The 18,578-nt window shown below is 68.6% G+C and carries 19 protein-coding genes; 8 read left to right on the top strand and 11 right to left on the bottom strand.

Annotated elements, in window-relative coordinates:
* Positions 1 to 190: 190 nt before the first annotated feature.
* Positions 191 to 1,303 carry a M20/M25/M40 family metallo-hydrolase gene (locus tag AC0IW9_RS22720; protein WP_471650587.1) on the bottom strand — a complete coding sequence of 371 codons (1,113 nt, stop codon included), beginning with the start codon at positions 1,301 to 1,303 and terminating at the stop codon, positions 191 to 193.
* Positions 1,304 to 1,349: 46 nt separating this feature from the next.
* Here AC0IW9_RS22720 and AC0IW9_RS22715 point away from each other — a divergent pair, with 46 nt between their 5' ends.
* The 3 genes from AC0IW9_RS22715 to AC0IW9_RS22705 are packed head-to-tail and all read left to right on the top strand — an operon-like array spanning position 1,350 to position 5,091.
* The gene (locus AC0IW9_RS22715; protein ID WP_471650586.1) at positions 1,350 to 2,474 is read left to right on the top strand and encodes a pyridoxal-phosphate dependent enzyme; all 1,125 of its coding nucleotides are present in this window, start codon (positions 1,350 to 1,352) and stop codon (positions 2,472 to 2,474) included.
* Positions 2,471 to 3,982, top strand: a complete 1,512-nt coding sequence (locus AC0IW9_RS22710) for a M81 family metallopeptidase (protein ID WP_471650585.1) — start codon at positions 2,471 to 2,473, stop codon at positions 3,980 to 3,982. The genes AC0IW9_RS22715 and AC0IW9_RS22710 overlap by 4 nt, the downstream gene beginning before the upstream one ends.
* Positions 3,979 to 5,091, top strand: a complete 1,113-nt coding sequence (locus tag AC0IW9_RS22705; RefSeq protein ID WP_471650584.1) for an alanine racemase — start codon at positions 3,979 to 3,981, stop codon at positions 5,089 to 5,091. Before AC0IW9_RS22710 ends, AC0IW9_RS22705 begins: the two co-directional genes overlap by 4 nt.
* Here the strand turns inward: AC0IW9_RS22705 and AC0IW9_RS22700 are convergent, their stop codons facing one another.
* Positions 5,092 to 5,253 carry a hypothetical protein gene (locus AC0IW9_RS22700; RefSeq protein ID WP_471650583.1) on the bottom strand — a complete coding sequence of 54 codons (162 nt, stop codon included), beginning with the start codon at positions 5,251 to 5,253 and terminating at the stop codon, positions 5,092 to 5,094.
* A 179-nt stretch (positions 5,254 to 5,432) separates the two neighbouring features.
* Between AC0IW9_RS22700 and AC0IW9_RS22695 the strand changes: the two genes are divergently transcribed.
* From AC0IW9_RS22695 to AC0IW9_RS22680, 4 genes are all read left to right on the top strand, one after another.
* Positions 5,433 to 6,728, top strand: a complete 1,296-nt coding sequence (locus AC0IW9_RS22695; RefSeq protein ID WP_471650582.1) for a dicarboxylate/amino acid:cation symporter — start codon at positions 5,433 to 5,435, stop codon at positions 6,726 to 6,728.
* A gap of 105 nt (positions 6,729 to 6,833) precedes the next feature.
* A complete protein-coding gene (locus tag AC0IW9_RS22690) occupies positions 6,834 to 7,205 on the top strand; it encodes a RidA family protein (protein WP_471650581.1) in 372 nt (123 codons plus the stop codon).
* Between the two features lie 20 nt (positions 7,206 to 7,225).
* Positions 7,226 to 7,609: a 4Fe-4S dicluster domain-containing protein gene (locus tag AC0IW9_RS22685; protein ID WP_471650580.1), complete on the top strand. Its 384-nt coding sequence runs from the start codon at positions 7,226 to 7,228 to the stop codon at positions 7,607 to 7,609.
* A complete protein-coding gene (locus AC0IW9_RS22680) occupies positions 7,600 to 8,442 on the top strand; it encodes a heterodisulfide reductase-related iron-sulfur binding cluster (RefSeq protein WP_471650579.1) in 843 nt (280 codons plus the stop codon). The genes AC0IW9_RS22685 and AC0IW9_RS22680 overlap by 10 nt, the downstream gene beginning before the upstream one ends.
* A 59-nt stretch (positions 8,443 to 8,501) precedes the next feature.
* On the opposite strand, the gene yghU is transcribed toward AC0IW9_RS22680, so the two are convergent.
* From yghU to AC0IW9_RS22635, 9 genes are all read right to left on the bottom strand, one after another.
* Positions 8,502 to 9,371 (bottom strand): glutathione-dependent disulfide-bond oxidoreductase, encoded by an 870-nt coding sequence (yghU, locus tag AC0IW9_RS22675; protein ID WP_471650578.1) that lies wholly within the window; start codon positions 9,369 to 9,371, stop codon positions 8,502 to 8,504.
* Between the two features lie 56 nt (positions 9,372 to 9,427).
* Positions 9,428 to 10,396, bottom strand: a complete 969-nt coding sequence (locus AC0IW9_RS22670) for a Bug family tripartite tricarboxylate transporter substrate binding protein (RefSeq protein WP_471650577.1) — start codon at positions 10,394 to 10,396, stop codon at positions 9,428 to 9,430.
* Position 10,397: 1 nt separating this feature from the next.
* Positions 10,398 to 11,357: a tripartite tricarboxylate transporter substrate binding protein gene (locus tag AC0IW9_RS22665; RefSeq protein ID WP_471650576.1), complete on the bottom strand. Its 960-nt coding sequence runs from the start codon at positions 11,355 to 11,357 to the stop codon at positions 10,398 to 10,400.
* Positions 11,358 to 11,362: 5 nt separating this feature from the next.
* Positions 11,363 to 12,364 carry a Bug family tripartite tricarboxylate transporter substrate binding protein gene (locus tag AC0IW9_RS22660; protein ID WP_471650575.1) on the bottom strand — a complete coding sequence of 334 codons (1,002 nt, stop codon included), beginning with the start codon at positions 12,362 to 12,364 and terminating at the stop codon, positions 11,363 to 11,365.
* 109 nt (positions 12,365 to 12,473) lie between these two features.
* A complete protein-coding gene (locus AC0IW9_RS22655; protein ID WP_471650574.1) occupies positions 12,474 to 13,121 on the bottom strand; it encodes a trimeric intracellular cation channel family protein in 648 nt (215 codons plus the stop codon).
* Positions 13,118 to 14,146, bottom strand: a complete 1,029-nt coding sequence (locus tag AC0IW9_RS22650) for a PepSY-associated TM helix domain-containing protein (RefSeq protein ID WP_471650573.1) — start codon at positions 14,144 to 14,146, stop codon at positions 13,118 to 13,120. Before AC0IW9_RS22650 ends, AC0IW9_RS22655 begins: the two co-directional genes overlap by 4 nt.
* Entirely contained in the window at positions 14,147 to 15,391 is a 1,245-nt protein-coding gene (locus tag AC0IW9_RS22645; RefSeq protein WP_471650572.1) for an MFS transporter, read from the bottom strand.
* 147 nt (positions 15,392 to 15,538) lie between these two features.
* Positions 15,539 to 15,910 (bottom strand): response regulator, encoded by a 372-nt coding sequence (locus tag AC0IW9_RS22640; protein WP_471650571.1) that lies wholly within the window; start codon positions 15,908 to 15,910, stop codon positions 15,539 to 15,541.
* A complete protein-coding gene (locus AC0IW9_RS22635; RefSeq protein WP_471650570.1) occupies positions 15,907 to 17,415 on the bottom strand; it encodes a sensor histidine kinase in 1,509 nt (502 codons plus the stop codon). Before AC0IW9_RS22635 ends, AC0IW9_RS22640 begins: the two co-directional genes overlap by 4 nt.
* A gap of 196 nt (positions 17,416 to 17,611) precedes the next feature.
* Between AC0IW9_RS22635 and fabD the strand changes: the two genes are divergently transcribed.
* Complete coding sequence (gene fabD / locus AC0IW9_RS22630; protein WP_471650569.1) at positions 17,612 to 18,571, top strand: ACP S-malonyltransferase; 960 nt, start codon at positions 17,612 to 17,614, stop codon at positions 18,569 to 18,571.
* Positions 18,572 to 18,578: the final 7 nt, after the last annotated feature.

Raw genomic sequence — 18,578 nt, 5'->3', positions numbered from 1 at the left:
GGGCGGGGCAACGGCACAGGCAGCCAAAGCCACCGGTAGCAACAGGGCAAGGCCGGTTCGGGCGAAGGTGGGGGAGAGCGGGACGCTAATCATTGGGGTCTTCTTCGGCTCGGGCCAGGAGGCCGGTTGGTCTTGAGGGAGATATGGTGCCGCAGCCCGTGCTTTACTCGTCTCGTTACATGTCAGAGTGTTAAGCGCTGCGTGAAGCCGTGGCCAGGAGCCGGGCAAGCAACGGCACCGCGGCTTCAAGTGCTGCTACTGGGACACATTCATGCGGGGTATGGGCGGTCTCGATCCCACCCGGGCCGAGGATCACGCAGGGCGCGATCTCTTGCAGTTCCGAGGCATCGGTGCCGAAGGCGGCGGTGCGTGGAGCGGCACCGGTAAGACGGCCGGCGAGAGCGATCAATGGGTGGTCGGCGGGCAATTCGGGCGGGGTGCCCTCGGCGGCAATGGACAGTTCGAGGCCAGCGCGGGCGGCGGCGGCGCGGACCTGGTCCAGGATGGGCGCACGGTCGAGGCTGCGGCTGGCCCGAAACTTGATCCGGCAGGTGGCCAGTGCGGCGGTGACGTTCACCGCGGTGCCGTGGTTGTCGATGATCAAGTTGAAATCGGTGAAGGGCGGGTCGTAGGCCGCGTCATGCAATGCCGGGTCGGCAAGCAGTCGTTCATAAATCGCCTTCATCTCCGCCAGGAAGGGGATCAACGACCAGTTTGCATTGCGGCCGATGCCGGCGGAGGAATGCGCCTGGATGCCATGGGCCCGGGCGACGATGTTGACTGAAGACCGATGGCCGCGCACGGGGATGAGGCTGGTCGGTTCCGTTACCACGATGCCCTGGAGACCGAGCGAGCGGGCGAAGGCACTCGCAGCGACGGCGCGGGCGCCTGCCTTGGTGGTTTCCTCGTCGGTGGTGATGAGCAAGGTGGCGGGCACGTCTTCCGGCACCGAGCGGGCGGCCAGGATGCATGCGGCGACCGCGCCCTTCATGTCCACGCTGCCGAGGCCATGCAGGACGCCCTTCTCATCAAGGCGTGGGGTCCAGGGATCTTCCTGCCAGCCGGTCTCGGGCACCGTATCCATGTGCCCGGACAGGGCATAGCCGCCGGGCGGGCCGCGATGGGCAACGATGGCGCGCTTCGCAACACCATTGGCATCCAGGTAGTCCAGGCGCTCCACCTCGAAGCCCGCCAGCTCGGCCTCGATCTTCTCGGCAATGGGCAGGTTGGAGACGGAGGAGCGGCTGTCGATGGCGACCAGCTCGGCGGTCAGGCGGGCGACGGGGGAGGAGGAAGGGATCATGCGGCAAGCCTTGCCGCGGCGCGGCGAAAGGGCAAGTCTCCGGCGCATGGAATCCCTCGCGTATCTTGACCCCCGCAGTGGCCGCACCTGGCCGCTTGGTGCCCCCCGCTGGTGCGGCGATGGCGGGGAGCCGCTGTTCCTCACCGACCTGCCGGGCATTGGCCCGGACCAGATCGACCGCGGCATCCGCAGCCTCTGGCGATACCGGGCTGCGCTCCCGCCTCTGGCGGGTGAGCCGATCACCATGGGAGAAGGCTGCACGCCACTGATCCCCCGCGCCTTCGGTGGGGCGATGGCACATATGAAGTGCGAATGGTTCATGCCGACCGGCAGCTTCAAGGACCGAGGGGCCTCCGTCATGCTGTCCCTGCTGCGGGCCGAGGGCGTGACGGCGGTGCTGGAGGACAGCAGCGGCAATGGCGGCGCGGCCATCGCCGCCTATGCCGCCGCGGGCGGAATGCAGGCGACCATCATGGTGCCGGCTAGCACCTCTCCGGCAAAGACGGTGCAGTCCCGGGCCTCGGGTGCGGACATCGAGCTGGTCCCCGGCTCCCGCCAGGATTGTGCCGATGCGGCCCTGCAGGCAGCCGAACGGATCTTCTATGCCAGCCACAACTGGCACCCGTACTTCCTCCAGGGCACCAAGACCCTGGCCTATGAGCTCTGGGAGGACCTCGGCTTCAAGGCACCGGACAATGTCATCGTGCCCTGCGGCGCGGGGTCCAACGTGCTCGGCTGCGGGATCGGCTTCGGGGAGCTGCTGCGGGCCGGGCAGATCGACCGGATGCCGCGGATCTTCGGGGCGCAGCCGGCCAATTGTGCGCCCATCGCGCGGGAATTCCTCGAGCTGGAGCCGGTGGAGGCCAAGCCGACGATTGCCGAAGGGACGGCCATCGCCAAGCCGTTACGGCTGCGCGAATGCATCGGCGTCTTCCGCCAGAGCCAGGGCGGGGCGGTTATGCTGGCGGAGACGGAGATCGCCGAGGCAGCGCTGGAGTTGGCGCGGAGCGGGCTCTATGTCGAGCCGACCTGCGCCCAGGCGGCGGCGGCCTTCGCCAAGCTGCTGCGGTCCGGCACCATCGCGCCGGAGGAGACGACGGTGGTCGTGCTGACCGGGACGGGACTGAAGGCGACGCCGCGCTACGCGGAGATGCTGGGGGTGCAGGTATGAGCCGTATCGCGCTGCTCGGTTTCTCGATCGAGTGCAACCGCTTCGCCCCGCCGGCGACGCAGCGGGACTTCGATACCCGCTGCTGGGTGGAAGGCGAAGGCCTGGTGACGGATGCGCGCAGCGCCTCGCCCAAGGCGCTGGGCGAGATGCCGGGCTTCGTCGCCGACATGGATGCGGCCGGCCCTTGGGAGCCGCTGCCTGTCTTACTGGCCATGGCCGAGCCGAATGGGCCGGTGGAGCAGGCCGCCTTCGACCGGATGATGGCGATCTGGCGCGCGGGGCTGGAGGCGATCCGCGGCCGGGTTGATGGCGTCTATTGCGTGCTGCATGGGGCGGGGCTGACCACCGAGCAGGATGACCCCGAAGGCGCACTGCAGGGGCTGATCCGTGAGATCCTCGGGCCGGTGCCGCTGGTCTGCAGCTACGACCTGCATGCCAATGTCTCGGATGCCATGGTGCGGGATTGCGATGCCTTCGTCGGCTACCGGACCAATCCGCACCTCGACATGCGGGAGCGTGGCGCCGAGAGCGCGCAGCTGCTGCGCCGGCTGCTGGCGGGGGAGCGGGCCTTCCGGGCGCTGCGGCGGTTGCCGATCGTGGCGCCGACGGTTTCGATGCTGACGGCGCAGGGGCCCTATGCCGAGGTGATCGACCTCGGGCAGGAACTCGCCGCGCTCGATCCCGCCGTATGGAACGTCTCGGTCATGGGCGGCTTCGCCTATGGTGACACGCCCTTCAACGGCATGGCGGTGGTGGTGACGGCGGCTGACCAAGCCTCGGCCGACAGCATGGCGGAGCGGCTGGCGATGGCGGCCTGGGCGCGGCGCGACCGTTTCGTCGCCGAGCTCACCCCGCTGCGCGAGGCGGTGGCGCGGGCCAAGGCCAGCACGGTGCCGTTGGCCTTCGCCGATGTCGCCGACAATCCCGGCGGCGGCGGCCGCGGCAATACCATGCAGATCCTAGCCGCCTTCTGCGCCGCCGGGGTCGAGGGCTGCCTGTTCGGGGTCATCCACGACCCGCTGCTGGCTGAGGAGGCGCATCGCCTCGGCAAGGGTGCGCGTTTCACCGCGCAGTTCAACCGGCCGCAGGGGACGCTGACGGCGGATGACGAGTTCAGCCGTCCCTTCGCCGCGGAGGCGGAGGTGGTGGCGCTGTCGGATGGCCGCGTCACCGGCCGGCGGGGCATCTATGGCGGCACGGCGATGACGCTGGGTGCGACCGCCGCTCTGCGGCTGGGCGGGATCACCGTGGTGGTGATCTCGATCCGGACGCAATGCGCCGACCCGGCCTTCTTCGAGCATCTGGGCCTCGATATCGGCGCGGCGCGGGCGGTGGTGGTGAAGTCGCGCGGGCATTTCCGTGGTGGCTTCGACGAGTTCTTCACCCATGACCGGATCGTCGAGGTGGATGCCCCGGGGCTGACCTCGCCGATCCTGGCGCGCTTCAACTGGACCAGGCTGCCGCGGCCGGTGCTGCCGCTGGATGACGAGACGAGCTGGACGCCATGACCCTCCCGATAACCCTGGACAACCTGCCGACCCCCTGCCTGGTGCTGGACCTCGGGCGGCTGCGGCGGAACCTGGCGGCGATGCAGGCGGCGGTGGATCGCCATCCCGGGCTGGTGCTGCGGCCGCATCTGAAGACGGCGAAGAGCATCGAGGTGGCGAAACTCGCCGCGCCGGACTTCGGCCCGGTGACGGTCAGCACCCTGGCCGAGGCGCGGTATTTCGCCGAGGCCGGCTGGCACGATCAGATCTATGCCGTCGGCATCGTCCCGGCCAAGCTGGATGCGGTGGCGGCGCTGAATGCGGCGGGGGCCGACATCAAGGTCATCACCGACGACCTGGAGGTGGCCCGCGCCATCGCCGCGCATCCCGGGCCGGTCCGGGCGCTGATCGAGGTGGATGTTGGCGAGGGTCGCGGCGGCATCCCGCCGGAGGATCCGGCGCTGACGGAGATCGGCGCGGCGCTGGGGGCGCGGCTGGCCGGCGTGCTCAGCCATTCCGGGCATAGCTACAACGGCCGTTCGCCCGAGGAGATGGCGGCGATCGCCGAGGTGGAGCGGGCCGGGATCGTCGTCGCGGCCGAGCGGCTGCGGGCGGCGGGGCTGGCGGTGCCAATCGTCTCGCTGGGGTCCTCGCCGACCGCGCTCTATGCCCGACGGATGGATGGCGTCACCGACGTCAGGGCCGGGGTCTATATGTTCGGCGACCTGTTCCAGGCGCAGCTCGGCACCCATGCCGTCGGGGATATCGCGCTGACGGTGCTGGCCTCGGTCATCGGGCGGAGTGCGGCCCGCAACACGCTGCTGCTGGATGCCGGCGCGCTGGCGCTGTCCAAGGACCGCAGCACCCAGGCGGCGCCGCGCGACTACGGCTTCGGGCTGGTGCTGGATCCCCACGGCGCGCCTTTGCCGGGCGAGCCGAACATTGCCCGCGCCTACCAGGAGCATGGCGAGGTGCGGAGCGAGCAGCCGCTGCCGATGCTGCCGCTGGGCGCCCGGCTGCGGGTGGCACCGAACCACTGCTGCCTGACCGCGGCGGCGCATGACCGCTACCATGTGGTCGATGGTGGGGAGGAGGTGCTCGCGGTCTGGGATCGGGTGAACGGCTGGTAGTCAGCCCTTGCGGCGCGGCTTGCGCGGTGCACGCGGCGGCTTGGCCGCTGCCTTCAGCGCGGCGCGCTGGGCCTGGCGCAGCGCATTGGTCGCATGGCCCATCCAGAAGCCGGCGATGCGGTTGGCGGTGGTGAGCCAGAGGCTGCGCGGCGAGCCCTTCATGCGATGATCCCCGGTTGCGTCGGGTGAACGCCGGGCGGCGGGTTTGGCCGCCGGCGACGCGGCCGTAACGGTGCCGGCCGGGGCGCTGGTCTCGCGGTCTTGTTGTGGCGCCTCGGCCGGCTTGGCGGCATGAGGGCGGCCCATGCCATGATCGGGCATGCGTTGATGAGGAAAATCCGATGATCCGGCGCTGGTTGTCCTTGCTCTATGTGCAGGTGCTGATCGCGATTGCGCTCGGCGTGACGCTGGGGGCGATCTGGCCCGAGACGGGAGCGGCGATGAAGCCGCTCGGCGATGGCTTCATCAAGCTGATCAAGATGATCATCGCGCCGGTCGTTTTCTGCACCGTGGTGCATGGCATCTCGAGCGTGCAGGACGCCGGGCGGGTCGGCCGGGTCGGGGTGAAGGCGCTGGTCTATTTCGAGGTGGTCTCGACCTTCGCCCTGGCGATCGGCCTGCTGGTGGCCAAGGTCTTCCGGACCGGCTCCGGCTTCAACATCGACCCGAGCAAGCTCGATGCGGCATCGATCACCGGCTATACCCAGCGGGCGCAGTCCGACAGCGCCGTGGCCCATTTCATGGCGATCATCCCGGATACCTTCGTCGGCGCCTTCGCCCAGGGGGAGCTGCTGCAGGTGCTGGTGCTGGCGGTACTGACCGGCTTCGCCATCAATGCCCTGCCGGAGAAGGGGCGGCTGGCGGCCAGCGGGGCGGTGAATACGCTGAGCGAGATCTTCTTCGGCGTGGTCAAGATCGTGGTGAAGGCGGCGCCGGTCGGGGCCTTCGGGGCGATGGCCTTCACCATCGGCGCCTATGGCATCGGCTCGCTGCTGAAGCTCGGGGAGCTGGTGGCGACATTCTACCTGACCTCGGCGCTGTTCGTGCTGCTGGTGCTGGGCAGCATCGCCCGCTTCTGCGGCTTCTCGATCATCCGCTTCGTCGGCTACATCCGGGAGGAGCTGCTGATCGTGCTCGGCACCTCGAGCAGCGAGAGCGTGCTGCCGCAGCTGATGCAGAAGCTGCGGCGGCTGGGCTGCTCGCCCAATGTGGTCGGGCTGACGGTGCCGCTGGGCTACAGCTTCAACCTCGACGGCACCAATATCTATATGACCCTGGCGACGCTCTTCCTCGCCTATGCGACCAATACGCCGCTGACCTGGACGCAGGAGTTGACGATCCTGCTGGTGGCGATGCTGACCTCGAAGGGCGCCTCGGGCGTGACCGGCGCGGGTTTCGTGACCCTGGCGGCGACCTTGTCCGTCATTCCTGATATCCCGATCACGGCCTTGGCGGTGCTGGTCGGGATCGACAAATTCATGAGCGAGTGCCGGGCACTGACCAATCTGATCGGCAATGGCGTGGCCTGCGTCGCGGTCAGCCGGTGGGAAGGCGAGCTGGATACCGCACGGTTGCAGGCAGAGCTGGCGCGCGGGCCGAACCAGCCGGCGCTGCAGGCGACCGTGCCGGCCCAATAGCGGCATGCTTCCGGCTCGATCCGGCTTGCCGAGGCAGCCTGGGCGGGCGAGGCTGGCAGCCTGATCCCTGGCGCGCCTGCGCCCTGGGGAACGGAGGCGTCGCGCATGAGCCAGACCCCGTTGTTTCCGCCTGCCCGTGTCGTACCGCTCGGAGGCGGAGCAAAGCTGATCTTTGCGTCCGGCGTCACCGCCCGGGGCAGCGCCGCGGCCGGCGGTACCGTCCAGCTGCAGGCGCGAGAATGCTTGGCGCGGCTGGAGCGAGCCTTGTCGGGGGAGGGTGCGGATCTCACGCATCTGCTGAAGATTACCACTTGGCTTAGCGACATGCGCCACTACGAAGGTTTCAATGAGGTCCGGCGGGAGGCCTTCGCCGCGTTGGCGACACCGCCGGCCAGCACTTGCGTGGGCGGGGCGCAGTTCACCTCGACCGATGTCTGCATCGAGATCGAGGCCATCGCGGTGGTGCCGGCGTCATGAGTCTGGCGCAACATATCCGAATGGAATCCGCTCGGCTTGCGACGCTTTGCGTCGCCTGCGGCGAATGCGTGCGGGCCTGCCCGATGACGCCCTATGCCGAGGGAGTCGATGCCGCAGCGCCGGGTGAGGTAGCCGCCGGGATGCGCGATGTACTGCGCGATGGGGTCGGCACGCCGGAGGCCCGAGCCTGGATCGCCGCCTGCACCCGCAGCGGCGTCTGCACCCCGGCCTGCCCGGAAAAGCTCGACGCCGCTTTCATGCTGCGGCTGGCGCAGTGGCGGGCCAAGGGGGCGTTGGGTACGCCGGCGCTGATTCCGGTGAGGGAAGACACCCAATATTCTCCTAAGGTGAAGGCCTTCGCCCGGCTGACCTTGACCGAGGAGGAGCAGGCGACATGGCTGTGACCGACGAGAAAGCCATCTTCTGGTACGGCTGCAACATGACCCGCCATGGCGAGGTCATCCGCGCAACCGCCCGTTTGCTGGAAGCGGTCGGCCTGGATGCCGTGCCGGCCGGCGGTCCAGCGAGTTGCTGCGGCAGTCCCAAGGATGCCAGTGCTCGTATCAACGAGGGCATGGCCCGCCGCACCATCCAGTCCTTCAATGCCAGCGGGCGGGAGAAGGTCGTCACCTGGTGCCCATCCTGTCACATGAACATGCAGGACAGCATGGCGCCGGTGACGCCGACGAATTTCGAGACCGTGCATGTCACGGAAGTGCTGCATGCCGGGCGCGAGCGGTTGCGGCCACTATTGGTACGCCCGGTTCAGGCCCGGGTACTGCTGCACAGGCATCTCGGCTTCAATGGAAGGGTCCCGGTGAACAGCCTCGTGCCGGATCTGCTGCGGTTGATCCCTGGGCTGGTCGTGCTGGAGCAGCCGTATCATGCGCCAGGGCATATGTGTTCCTCCCTTGCCGGCGTGCGGGGCGCATTGGCCGATGCACAGCGTGCGACGCTGGCCGCCATGGCTGAGGTCGCCGCCGATACGCTTTGTACGATCTTCCATTCCTGCCATCGGGAGATGGTCGGGCTGGAGCAGAACCATCCGGTCAGGGTGGTGAACTGGATCCATCTGCTCGCTGCCAGCGCCGGGATCAAAGCGGAGGATGGCTACAAGGCCATGCGCAATGCAGCCGATCCACGAGCGGCGCTGGGCGAGGCAGCGATAGAGGCAGTGGGCGAAATACCTTTTACCCGTCTGGTCGAGCCGGAACTGCGCAAGGCGCCCCTGGCCTAGGCAGGCTTGGGGAAGAAGCATCGCCGTACTTCCCCAAGTCCCATTCTTCTGTTTCGGCCCTAGGACGTGAGCTTGTCCTGGGTCTTCGTCTCGAAGTCGCTGGCGTCGTGACGTTCGTGGAGTTGGCTCGAAGGGTCGCCTTGGACACGGTTCACCATCCGGCCTCGCTTGGCGGCCGGACGGGCATGGATCGCATCGGCCCAGCGCTGCACATTCTTGTAGGATTGCACGTCGAGGAATTCGGCAGCGCCATAGAGCCAGCCCTTCACCAGACCGCCATACCAGGGCCAGACCGCAATGTCGGCGATGGTATAGTCGCTGCCGCCGAGATACTCGCTCTCGCCCAGCCTGCGATCGAGCACATCGAGCTGACGCTTCGTCTCCATCGTGAAGCGATCGATCGGGTATTCCATCTTGAAGGGCGCATAGGCGTAGAAATGCCCGAAGCCGCCGCCGAGATAGGGTGCGCTGCCCATCTGCCAGAACAGCCAGGACAGGCATTCGGCACGCTTCGCCGGCGTAGTCGGCAGGAAGGCGCCGAACTTCTCCGCCAGGTGCATCAGGATGGCGCCGCTCTCGAAGACCCGGATCGGCTCTGGCCCGCTGCGGTCAAGCAGGGCGGGGATCTTGGAATTCGGGTTGATGCCGACGAAGCCGCTGCCGAACTGGTCGCCGTCGCCGATCTTGATCAGCCAGGCGTCGTATTCCGCACCGGTATGTCCGGCGGCCAGCAGCTCCTCCAGCATCACCGTTACCTTCACGCCGTTCGGCGTGCCGAGCGAGTAGAGCTGCAGCGGATGCTTGCCGACCGGTAGCTCCTTCTCATGCGTCGGACCGGCGATGGGGCGGTTGATATTGGCGAAGCGGCCGCCGCTGGCCTTGTTCCAGGTCCAGACCTTGGCGGGGGTGTATTCCGGGGCGTCACTCACGGCGTGGATCTCCTCATGGGGCGTCGCGGAGGATATGGTCGGGGCGACCGCTCCGGTTACCCTTCGATGGTGAGATTGAGCCGGGTGGCGATCTCCGTCCATTCCCGCAGGTTGCGCGCGATCTGCGCCTTGAAGGCGGCAGGGTCCTGGTAGCTGGGGATGGTGTCGATCGCCAGCAGGCGCTGGTGCGTGTCGGCCTTCGCCGCCGCCACCCGGAAGGCCTGCACCAAGCGGTCGAGCACGGCGGGCGGGGTGCGGGCCGGGGCGAGTAGGCCGGAGAAGCCGCTGAAGCTGAAGCGTTCGGAGAAGCCCAGCTCCTGCAGGGTCGGCACCTGCGGCATGGAGGGCACGCGGGCGGTGCCGGTGCTGCACAACGCACGGACGCGGCCCGCCTTCATCATCTCCCCGGCGGCGGCCATGCTGTGGAAGCCGCCGTGGATGGAGCCGCCGAGCATGTCCTGCAGCATCGGCGTCTCGCCGCGATAGGCGACATGCGTCATCTCGAGCTTCGTCTCCTCTGCCAGCATCAGGGCGAAAGCATGGCCGGTGGAGCCGGGGGCATAGGAGCCGAAGGAGAGGTCGCGGCCGCGGCCCCAGTCGGTGAACTCGGCCATGGTGGTGATGCCGGCCGGCACCCGCGGGCCGACGCAGAACAGGATGGAGGTAGTGCCGAGCCGGCCGATGGGGGCGAAATCCGCCACCGGGTCGTAGGGGAAGCGCTTGAGGACCACCGGCGTCTGGATATGGGTGGTGATGGTGAACAGCAGCGTATAGCCGTCCGGCGGGACCTTGGCCGCGGCCTCGGTGCCGATGAGGCCACCGCCGCCGCCGCGGTTCTCGATGATGATGGACTGGCCGAGCTCGGGCTGCATGCCCTCGGCGGCGATGCGGGCCCAGGTATCGGTGCCGCCGCCGGGCGGGAAGGGGACGATGAAGCGGATCGGCCGGTCGGGGAAGGTGCCCTGGGCGAAGGCGCGCACGGGCAGCAGGGCGGGCAGGGCGAGCAGGGCACGTCGTGAGGTCATGTCAGCCATCCACCGTCAGGTTCATCGCGGTTGCCAGCGCGCTCCATTCCGCCAGCTGGGCGGTGATCTCGGCGCGGAATTCGGTAGGGGGTAAGTAGCCGGGGATGGTGTCCATCTCGGTCAACCGGCGCAGTACCGCCGGGTTGGCCATGGCTTGGCCGAAGACCGCGGCAAGCCGAGCGAGAACCGGTGCCGGCACCCGCACCGGAGCGAACAGGCCGATGAAACCGGACATGCCGAACTGGGCCGGATAGCCCAGCTCGGTGAAGGTCGGCAGGTCAGGCAATGAGGGCACGCGGCGGCGGCCGAGCGTGGCGATGGGGCGGAGGCGGCCGGAGCGGATGAAATCCCCCGCCGCGGTCATGCTGTGGAAGCCGCAGGCGATGCGGCCGCCGAGGATATCCGTCAGCATCGGCGCCTCGCCGCGATAGCCGACATGGGTCATGCCGAGCTTGTCCACGTCGGAATAGAGTTGGGCGAAGGCATGGCCGGAGGAGCCTGTCGCATAGGAGCCGAAGGACAGATCCTTGCCGCGGGCGAAGGCGCTGAATTCGGCCGGCGTCGTCGCCGGGATCTCCGGACGGATGCAGAAGGGCAGCGGCGTGGTGCCAAGCTTGCCGATCGGCGCGAAATCCTCGAGCGGCTGGTAGGGCCAGCGGCGGAACACCACCGGCGACTGGATGAAGGGGCTGATGGTGAAGAGCAGGGTATGGCCATCGGCCGGACCCTTGGCGACGGATTCGGTGCCGACCATGCCGCCAGCGCCGCTGCGGTTCTCGATGACGATGGGCTGGCCGAGCTCGGGCGCCATCGCCTCGGCGATAAGGCGGGACCAGATGTCGGTCGCCCCGCCGGGCGGGAAGGGGACGACGAAGCGGATCGGGCGGTCCGGCCGGGTGGTCTGCGCAATGGCCGGGGCGGCAAGCAGGGCTGGCACGGCAAACAAGCTACGTCGCTTCATGCGGGTCATCCGGTGGCGTAGAGATTGAGGGCCTCGGCGAGCTCGGCCCATTGCCGCAGCGTCCGCTGGATGGAGGCGCGGAAGGTCTCCGGGTCCTCGTAGCCCGGGGTGGTGTCGATGGCCCGCAGCCGCTGCAACATGGCCTCGCTGGTGGCGACGCGGCGGAAGGCGGTGACCAATCGGTCCTTCGCCGCCTGCGGTACCCGCACCGGGGCGAAGAGCCCGGTGAAGCCGGTGAAGTCGAAGCGGCGGGAATAGCCGAGGTCGATCAGGGTCGGCACCTCGGCGGCCAGCGAGGGCACCCGGTCCGGCCCGCCGGTCGCCAGCGGCCGGATGCGGCGTGCCCGGATCATCTCGCCCGAGGCGGTCATGCTGTTGAAGCTGCCGTGGAAGCTGCCGGCCAGCAGGTCCTGCAGCATCGGCGCCTCGCCGCGATAGGCGACCTGGGTCACCTGCAGCTTCGCCTCCTCGGCCAGCAGCACGGCGAAGGCATGGCCGGTCGAGCCCTGGCCGTAGTTGCCGAAGGCCAGCGGCCGGCCGCGGCCCCAGGCGACGAAGCCGGCGAGATCGCGCACCTCGGCCGGCACCGAGGGGCCGACGCAGAAGGTGATGGCGGTGGTGCCGAGCCGGCCGATGGGGAAGAAATCCGCCACCGGGTCGTAGGGGAAGCGGCGGAAGGTGACCGGCGCCTGGACATGGGTGGTGATGTTGTAGAGCAGGTTGTAGCCATCCGCCGGCGCCTTGGCCGCGGCCTCGGTGCCGATCATGCCGCCGCCGCCGCCGCGGTTCTCGATCAGGATGGGCTGGCCGAGCTCGGCCTGCAGCCCCTCCGCCACCATCCGGGCCCAGACATCGGTGCCGCCGCCGGGGGGAAAGGGAACGATGAAGCGGATCGGCCGATCGGGGTAGGGGGCAGGGTAGGTTGCCTGGGCGCGTGCCAGGCCCGGGGTCGCCAGGGGTGCGGCCACGATACTCGCGGCAAGGCCGGCGAGGCTCCTTCGCTGCATGGTGGTTTCCTCCCACGGGCCGTTCTGGCGTGCCCTGCGGCGGCCAGCCTAGGTCGGGCCGGACCCGGGCCGCAAGCTGAACCGGGGGCATTCCCTGCCGTGGCGGGTGTCAGCCGCGATCCGGATAATCCCGCCCCGGCCGCCCCTTGTAGGCGGGCAGCGACCAACCGCGCAGGATGGCGGCGGCGCGGATGGCGAAGCACACGCCCATGCCGGCGAGCAGCGCGGTCTCGCGCCAGACGCCCTCCAACCGCAGCAGCACGAAGACCGCGGCGCCGGCGAGCGCGGCGAGCGCGTAGATCTCCTTGCGCAGCAGCAGCGGGATCTCGTTGCAGATGACGTCGCGCAGCGCGCCGCCGAAGCTCGCGGTCATCACCCCGAGCAGCACCGCGGCCCAGGGATTGGCGCCGGCGATCAGCGCCGTCTCGGCACCAAGCACGGCGAAGAGCGAGAGCCCGACCGCATCGGCCCACAACAAGGCGCGGAAGCGGTTTTCCACCCGGTGGGCGGTGAAGAAGATCAGCACGGCGATGCTGCTGGCGACCGCGAGCAGCGCCGGGTCGCGCAGCCAGAAGACCGGGGTGCGGCCCAGCAGCAAGTCCCGCATGGTGCCGCCGCCTATGCCGGTGACGGCGGCGATGAGGATGAAGCCCACCGCATCCATCTGCTTGCGGGAGGCGACGAGGGCGCCGGAGGCTGCGAAGACGGCGATGCCGGCGAGGTCCAGCCAGCGGAGCAGCGTCTCGACACCGATCATGCCCCAAGGCGCCGACGGGCCTGGTGGGCGCGCCACCAGAGCCGGAAGCCGAGCCAGCCCAGGGCCAGCGGCAGCAGGCCGATGACCAGCATGACCAGGCGATGCGGCAGGCCGAAGACGGTGCCGTCGTGCAGGGCGACGATCCAGCCGCGAATGCGCCCGACCGGACCGGCGGCGATCACCGCGTCCAGCGCGCCGGTCGCGGTATCGACCCGCACCGTGGTGCCCTGGCCGGGCCATGGCGTGGCGGGGACGAGTTCGATGTCGTGCAGCGACGGCTGGCCGGGTTGCGGCAGGTCGATGAAGGCGACGCGCCAACCGGGGCGCTGGGCAAGCGCCAGGGCGGCGGCGCCGGCGAGGTCGACCGGGCCTTCCCCGGGTAGGCTCAGCGGCGGCGGAATGTCGCGGAAGACCCGATAAAGCGCCCATTGCAGGGTTTGCGGGAAGGCCATGCCGATGCCGGTCAGCGCCGCAATCAGCAGCGGCAGGGCGGCACGGAAGCCGAGCGCCCGATGCTGGTTGGCCAATCTGCGGCGACCGCGCAGGCGGGCGTCAGAGAACAGCTTCTCCCGCCATGGCAGCACATCCCGCTTGAACCAGAGGCCAAGTCCGGCCCCCAGCAGGACCAGCAGCGGCAGGCCGAGCAGCCCGACCAGCACATCCCCCGGCCGGCCCAGCAGCAGCCCGCGATGCAGGGCATGGATCCAATTGACGAGGTGGGCGCCCTGGCGGACCTCCCCCAGCAACGCGCCGGAGGCAGGGTCCAGATAAAGGGTGGTGCGGCCATGCTCGTCGCGGAAATCAGCCCGGAAGCGGTTGCCGGGCCAGATCCGCAGGAGGCCGGGTGGCCCAGCGGTCCGGGCGGCGGCGGTCAGTTCATCGAGCGGCAAGGCCTGACCGGGGCTGGGGTGGGGCACCGACCACGCTTCGATCTCCGGCTCGAAGACCAGCACCGCGCCAGTGAGTCCCAGCAGAGCGAACCAGGCCCCGAAGGCCAGCGCTAACCAGCGATGCAGCCGCCGCATCTATTCGGCCGGCAGGACCTGCGCCGGAGCGGCGGCGCGGGCCGAGCCGCGGGCGCTACCGGCGCAAAGCAGCGAAAGCCCGAGCAGCCCAGCCACCACCGGCAGCACCAGCCCGGGATGGCCGAGGTCGATCAGCAGGCCCATGGGCACGGGGGTGATGGCGGAACCAAGCGGCAGGCTGGAGGAGACGAAGCCGAAGACCTTGCCGACCTCGCCCGGCGGACAGGCATCCTTCAGCATCACATCGCGTGGGGTGCGGGAGATGCCGAGGGCGAGACCGCCGACCACGGCAACGGCGAGCAGGGCCGGGGCCGGCAGCGGCATGAGGCCCAGCACCAGCAGCACCGCCATGGCCAGCAGGGTGAGCATGGTGACCAGGCCCAACAGGTTGCTTTTCGATTTGTCGGCGATCCAGCCGCCGATCAGGTTGCCGCCAGTATTGCCGACCATGTAGCCGGTGAGCGCGGCGGAGGCGGCGAGCACCGGGGTACCCCAAAGGCTGCCCAGCACGGTGACCATCCAGGCCTGGATGCCGGAGCCGGCCATCGAGCTGAGCAGGAAGAAGGCGAAGAAGAGCAGCATCGGTCGGCTGAGCAGCAGGGCGCGGCCGGCCGGGCCGGATTCCTTCCTCTGCGGCTTGGCCTGGTCCTGCAGCACGCCCGATTGTGCCAGGATCATTGCCACCACCGGCATGCCGGCGAGGCCCACGGTCAGCAGCGCCATTCGCCAGTCCATCACGGTCAGCAGCAGGGCGATAACCGGCGGGGCGAAGGCAAAGCCTAGATTGCCGGTGAAGGCATGCAGGGCAAAAGCCCGACCCATGAAGGATTTTTCGATGCTGCCGGCCATGATGGCGTAATCGGCCGGGTGGATGACGCTATTGCCGATGCCGGACAGGATGGCCAGCGGCAGGATCATCCAGAAAGCCGGGGCGAAGGCCATGGCGGCGACCGAGAGCGCCATCAGCAGGGTGCCGCCGACCAGGAAGGGGCGGGCGCCCCAGCGGTCCACCCAGAAGCCGACCGGTGTTTGCAGGACTGCGGTGGTGCCAGCCATCAGCGCCACGGAAAGACCGAGAGTCGCGTAGGAGACATCAAATTCGGTCCGCCAGATGAGGAAGAGCGGCGGCAGGCAGAGCATGTAGAAATGCGAGAGAAAATGGCCGGTGCCGATCAGCGCGACGATGCGGGCGTTCCGGGCGGGTGGTACGGCTTCGGCCCCTGCGGTCTCGGGCATACTGGTCATGCGAAAGCCCCGATCGTTTTCACGACGCCACGAGGGCGCTGGCGGTATCCGGCCCATTCCGGTTAGCCTCGCCGGTTACGGCGTGCAACAGCGATCAGCTTTTCGTTGATCAGCACTGAGTTTGCCGTCGGCGTTCGAGCCGCTTCGCTACAGCCTTGCCTTGCCGACCGCTTGGCGCAATTGCTCGAAGGTGATTGGCTTGAAGAGCACGGCGGCGGGATGGTCGGTCTCGATCCGGGCAACCGTGTCCGGCTCCCGTGACCCGGTGATGAAGATGACGCGGGAGCCGACGTGGTGGTGGATGTGCTTTGCCGCGTCGATGCCATCCTCCTGTCCCTGCAACCGGACGTCCATCAGCACCAGCTCGGGCCGGTGCTCGGTGGCGAGCGCCTTGGCTTCGGCCGCGGTCGCGGCACTGCCGCAGACCGTCAGCCCCATGTCCTCGATCATGACGGTCAGCAATTCGGCGATGAGGAACTCATCGTCGACGACAAGCACGCGGCCACTGACACGGGTCATGGAACCTCCGGAATGGGGAGGCCGATCCCGATTCCAACGGCCCCGGAAGATGCGTCCAGACGGCCACCGAGCTGGCGAAGCAGCCCCGCAATCAGTCGGTTGCCAGGCACGGTCTCGGCTGCCGCCTGCGCGCCATCGCCGGTCACTGTCAGCGTAGCGGTCCGGCCGCCGGCCACGTCCTGGCGGAAGGCAACCAGCACTGATTGGACGCCGGCCTGCTGGACTACCAGGGAGACCAGTTCCGAGACGATGAGGCCCAGGGGAATGGCGAAGTCGAGATCCACCGGGACGGGATCTGCCGCGACTTCCAGCGTGACCCCGGCATCCGGCGCGGCGGCCCGGCCGATGCTCGTTACCAATTCCTCTAGGAAGGGTGCGATATTGAAGCTGCGGAGGTCGGGCGATATCATCATCTGCTGATGCGCCTGGCCCAAGGTGAAGATTCGCCGGCGCATACGGCTAAAGGCCTCCTGCGCCGCGGGGTCGCCGATCCGCCGTGCCTCAGAATCAATCAGTGCATCGACGATTTGCAGGTTGTTCTTCACCCGGTGGTAGACCTCCCGGAGCAACAGGTCCCGCTGCCGGAGGGCCTGGGTGAGATCTGCCGTCCGCGCCGCGACGCGCCGTTCCAGCGTGGCCTTGGTCTGGGCAAGGGCGCGCTGTTGGCGGACGAACTGGCCCATGAAAAACAGCAGCAGCACGGAGGCGGAAAGCACCCAGCTCAACCGGCCCAGCGACCAGCCTACCGAATAGCGTCCAGCCCCGGCGAGGGAGAGAATATTGGCGACCAGCAGCGCGGTCAGCGCTAGGCCGAGCCAAAGGAAGATTGCATCCCGCTGCCCGACCCGCAGCAAGATCAACAGGATGGCCGCCGTCACCATGCCTAGCGCCGTATAGGTGATGGCGGCATTGAGGGGCGTCCAGGTCGCGCCGGCCATAAGGGTAGGCAGCGTTTCCGCCTGCTGGGTCACGACAAGGCCGCAGCCCAGCACGAGCGCGACCGTCATGGCCGCAGCCCGGACGCCGTGACGTATCGCCAAGCCATGCGGAACCTGCCACTGCGGGGCAAAGGCCGCCGATACTACGGCGGCGAGACTCAATCCGGCATAGCCGGCCATCCAGAGCACGAAGGACCAAGCGGCCGATTGTGGGCTGCCGATGGCGCCGCGTCCGGGCAGGATCGCACCCGGGAAAGTCAGGAGATGGAGCACCGCCATCAGTGCCGCGAAAAGGCAGGCACAGCTAAGCAGCAGCATGGACCAACTCCGGACTTCGTGGAAACGCACGAAGACCAGGAAGCTCGTGGCCAGTTCAGTAACGAGAACCACGGCGGCGAAGACCGGCGTGATGGCATTGATCTCGGGTCCCGGCCCGGCGGCGAACGGCAGCACGGCGAGGGCGGCGACAACATAAAGGCCCAGCAGGGCGAGAACCAGGGTGAAGGCGCGTCGCGGCAGCGCCTGGCCGACCATGATCTCGCCGGGGAAGGCATCGGCCGAGGACATCACTCTCTCTCATACAGGCCGCGTGGGCGAAGGGGGCATGCGGTAAACCGAAAAGCTGGCGGCCGGCACGTTGCTTGGGAAGCTGCGCTGTTGCAAGTGCGAGGCAGCTGCGCCATGGCCATCTCCGTTGACACAACGATGACACCGGGCTACCGCCGCCGCCTTCAATCGCTGCAAGAAACTCCGAGGAACCGCCATGGCATTGGCCCTTGTTTTCCCTGGCCAGGGTAGCCAGGCCCCCGGCATGGGCCGCGACCTCGCCGAAGCCTTTCCCATCGCGCGGGAGGTTTTCCAGGAAGTCGATGACGCGCTGAAGCAGAAGCTCTCGAAGCTGATGTTCGAGGGCCAGGCCATCGATATCACCCTGACCTCCAATGCCCAGCCGGCCTTGATGGCGGTTTCCGTTGCCGTGGTGCGGGTGCTGGAAAAGGAGGGCGGCTTCGATCTCGCCTCCAAGGTTGCGCTGGTCGCCGGCCATTCACTGGGCGAATACAGCGCACTGACCGCCGCCCGTGCCTTCGACCTTTCCACGGCTGCCAAGCTGCTGCGGCTGCGTGGCGATGCCATGCAGGCTGCGACTCCGGCGGGTACCGGCGCCATGGCGGCGCTGCTCGGTGCCGACACCGCCCAGGCCCTGGCCATCTGCGAGGCCGCGAAGATCGATCCGGAGACGGAGAAGGCCGAGGTTCTCGAGATTGCCAATGACAATGGCGGCGGTCAGATCGTGATCTCCGGCGCTGCCGGCGCAGTCGAGCGGGCCATTGCTGCCGCCCCGGGGCTTGGGGTACGCCGGGCGTTGCCGCTGCCGGTTTCCGCTCCGTTCCATTGCGCCCTGATGGCGCCGGCGGCCGATGCCATGGCCGAGGCGCTGGATGGGGCGACCATCACCGCCCCGGTGGTGCCGGTTGTGGCCAATGTCAGTGCCGCCAAGGCGACCGATCCGGGCGAGATCCGCCGGCTGCTTGTCCAGCAGGTGACCGCCACGGTGCGTTGGCGCGAATGCGTCGCCGCCATGGCCGCCATGGGCTGCGACCGTTTCGTCGAGGTCGGCACCGGCAAGGTGCTGACCGGGCTGATGAAGCGCAACGCCCCCGAGGCGACCGCCTCCGCCATCGGCACCCCGGCCGATGTCGAGGCCTTCCTGAAGACGATCTAGGAGACGC

The sequence above is a fragment of the Belnapia sp. AC561 genome (assembly GCF_979252845.1).
The sequence above is the reverse complement of the archived record's forward strand: the minus strand, read 5'-3'. Positions and strand labels throughout refer to the sequence as shown.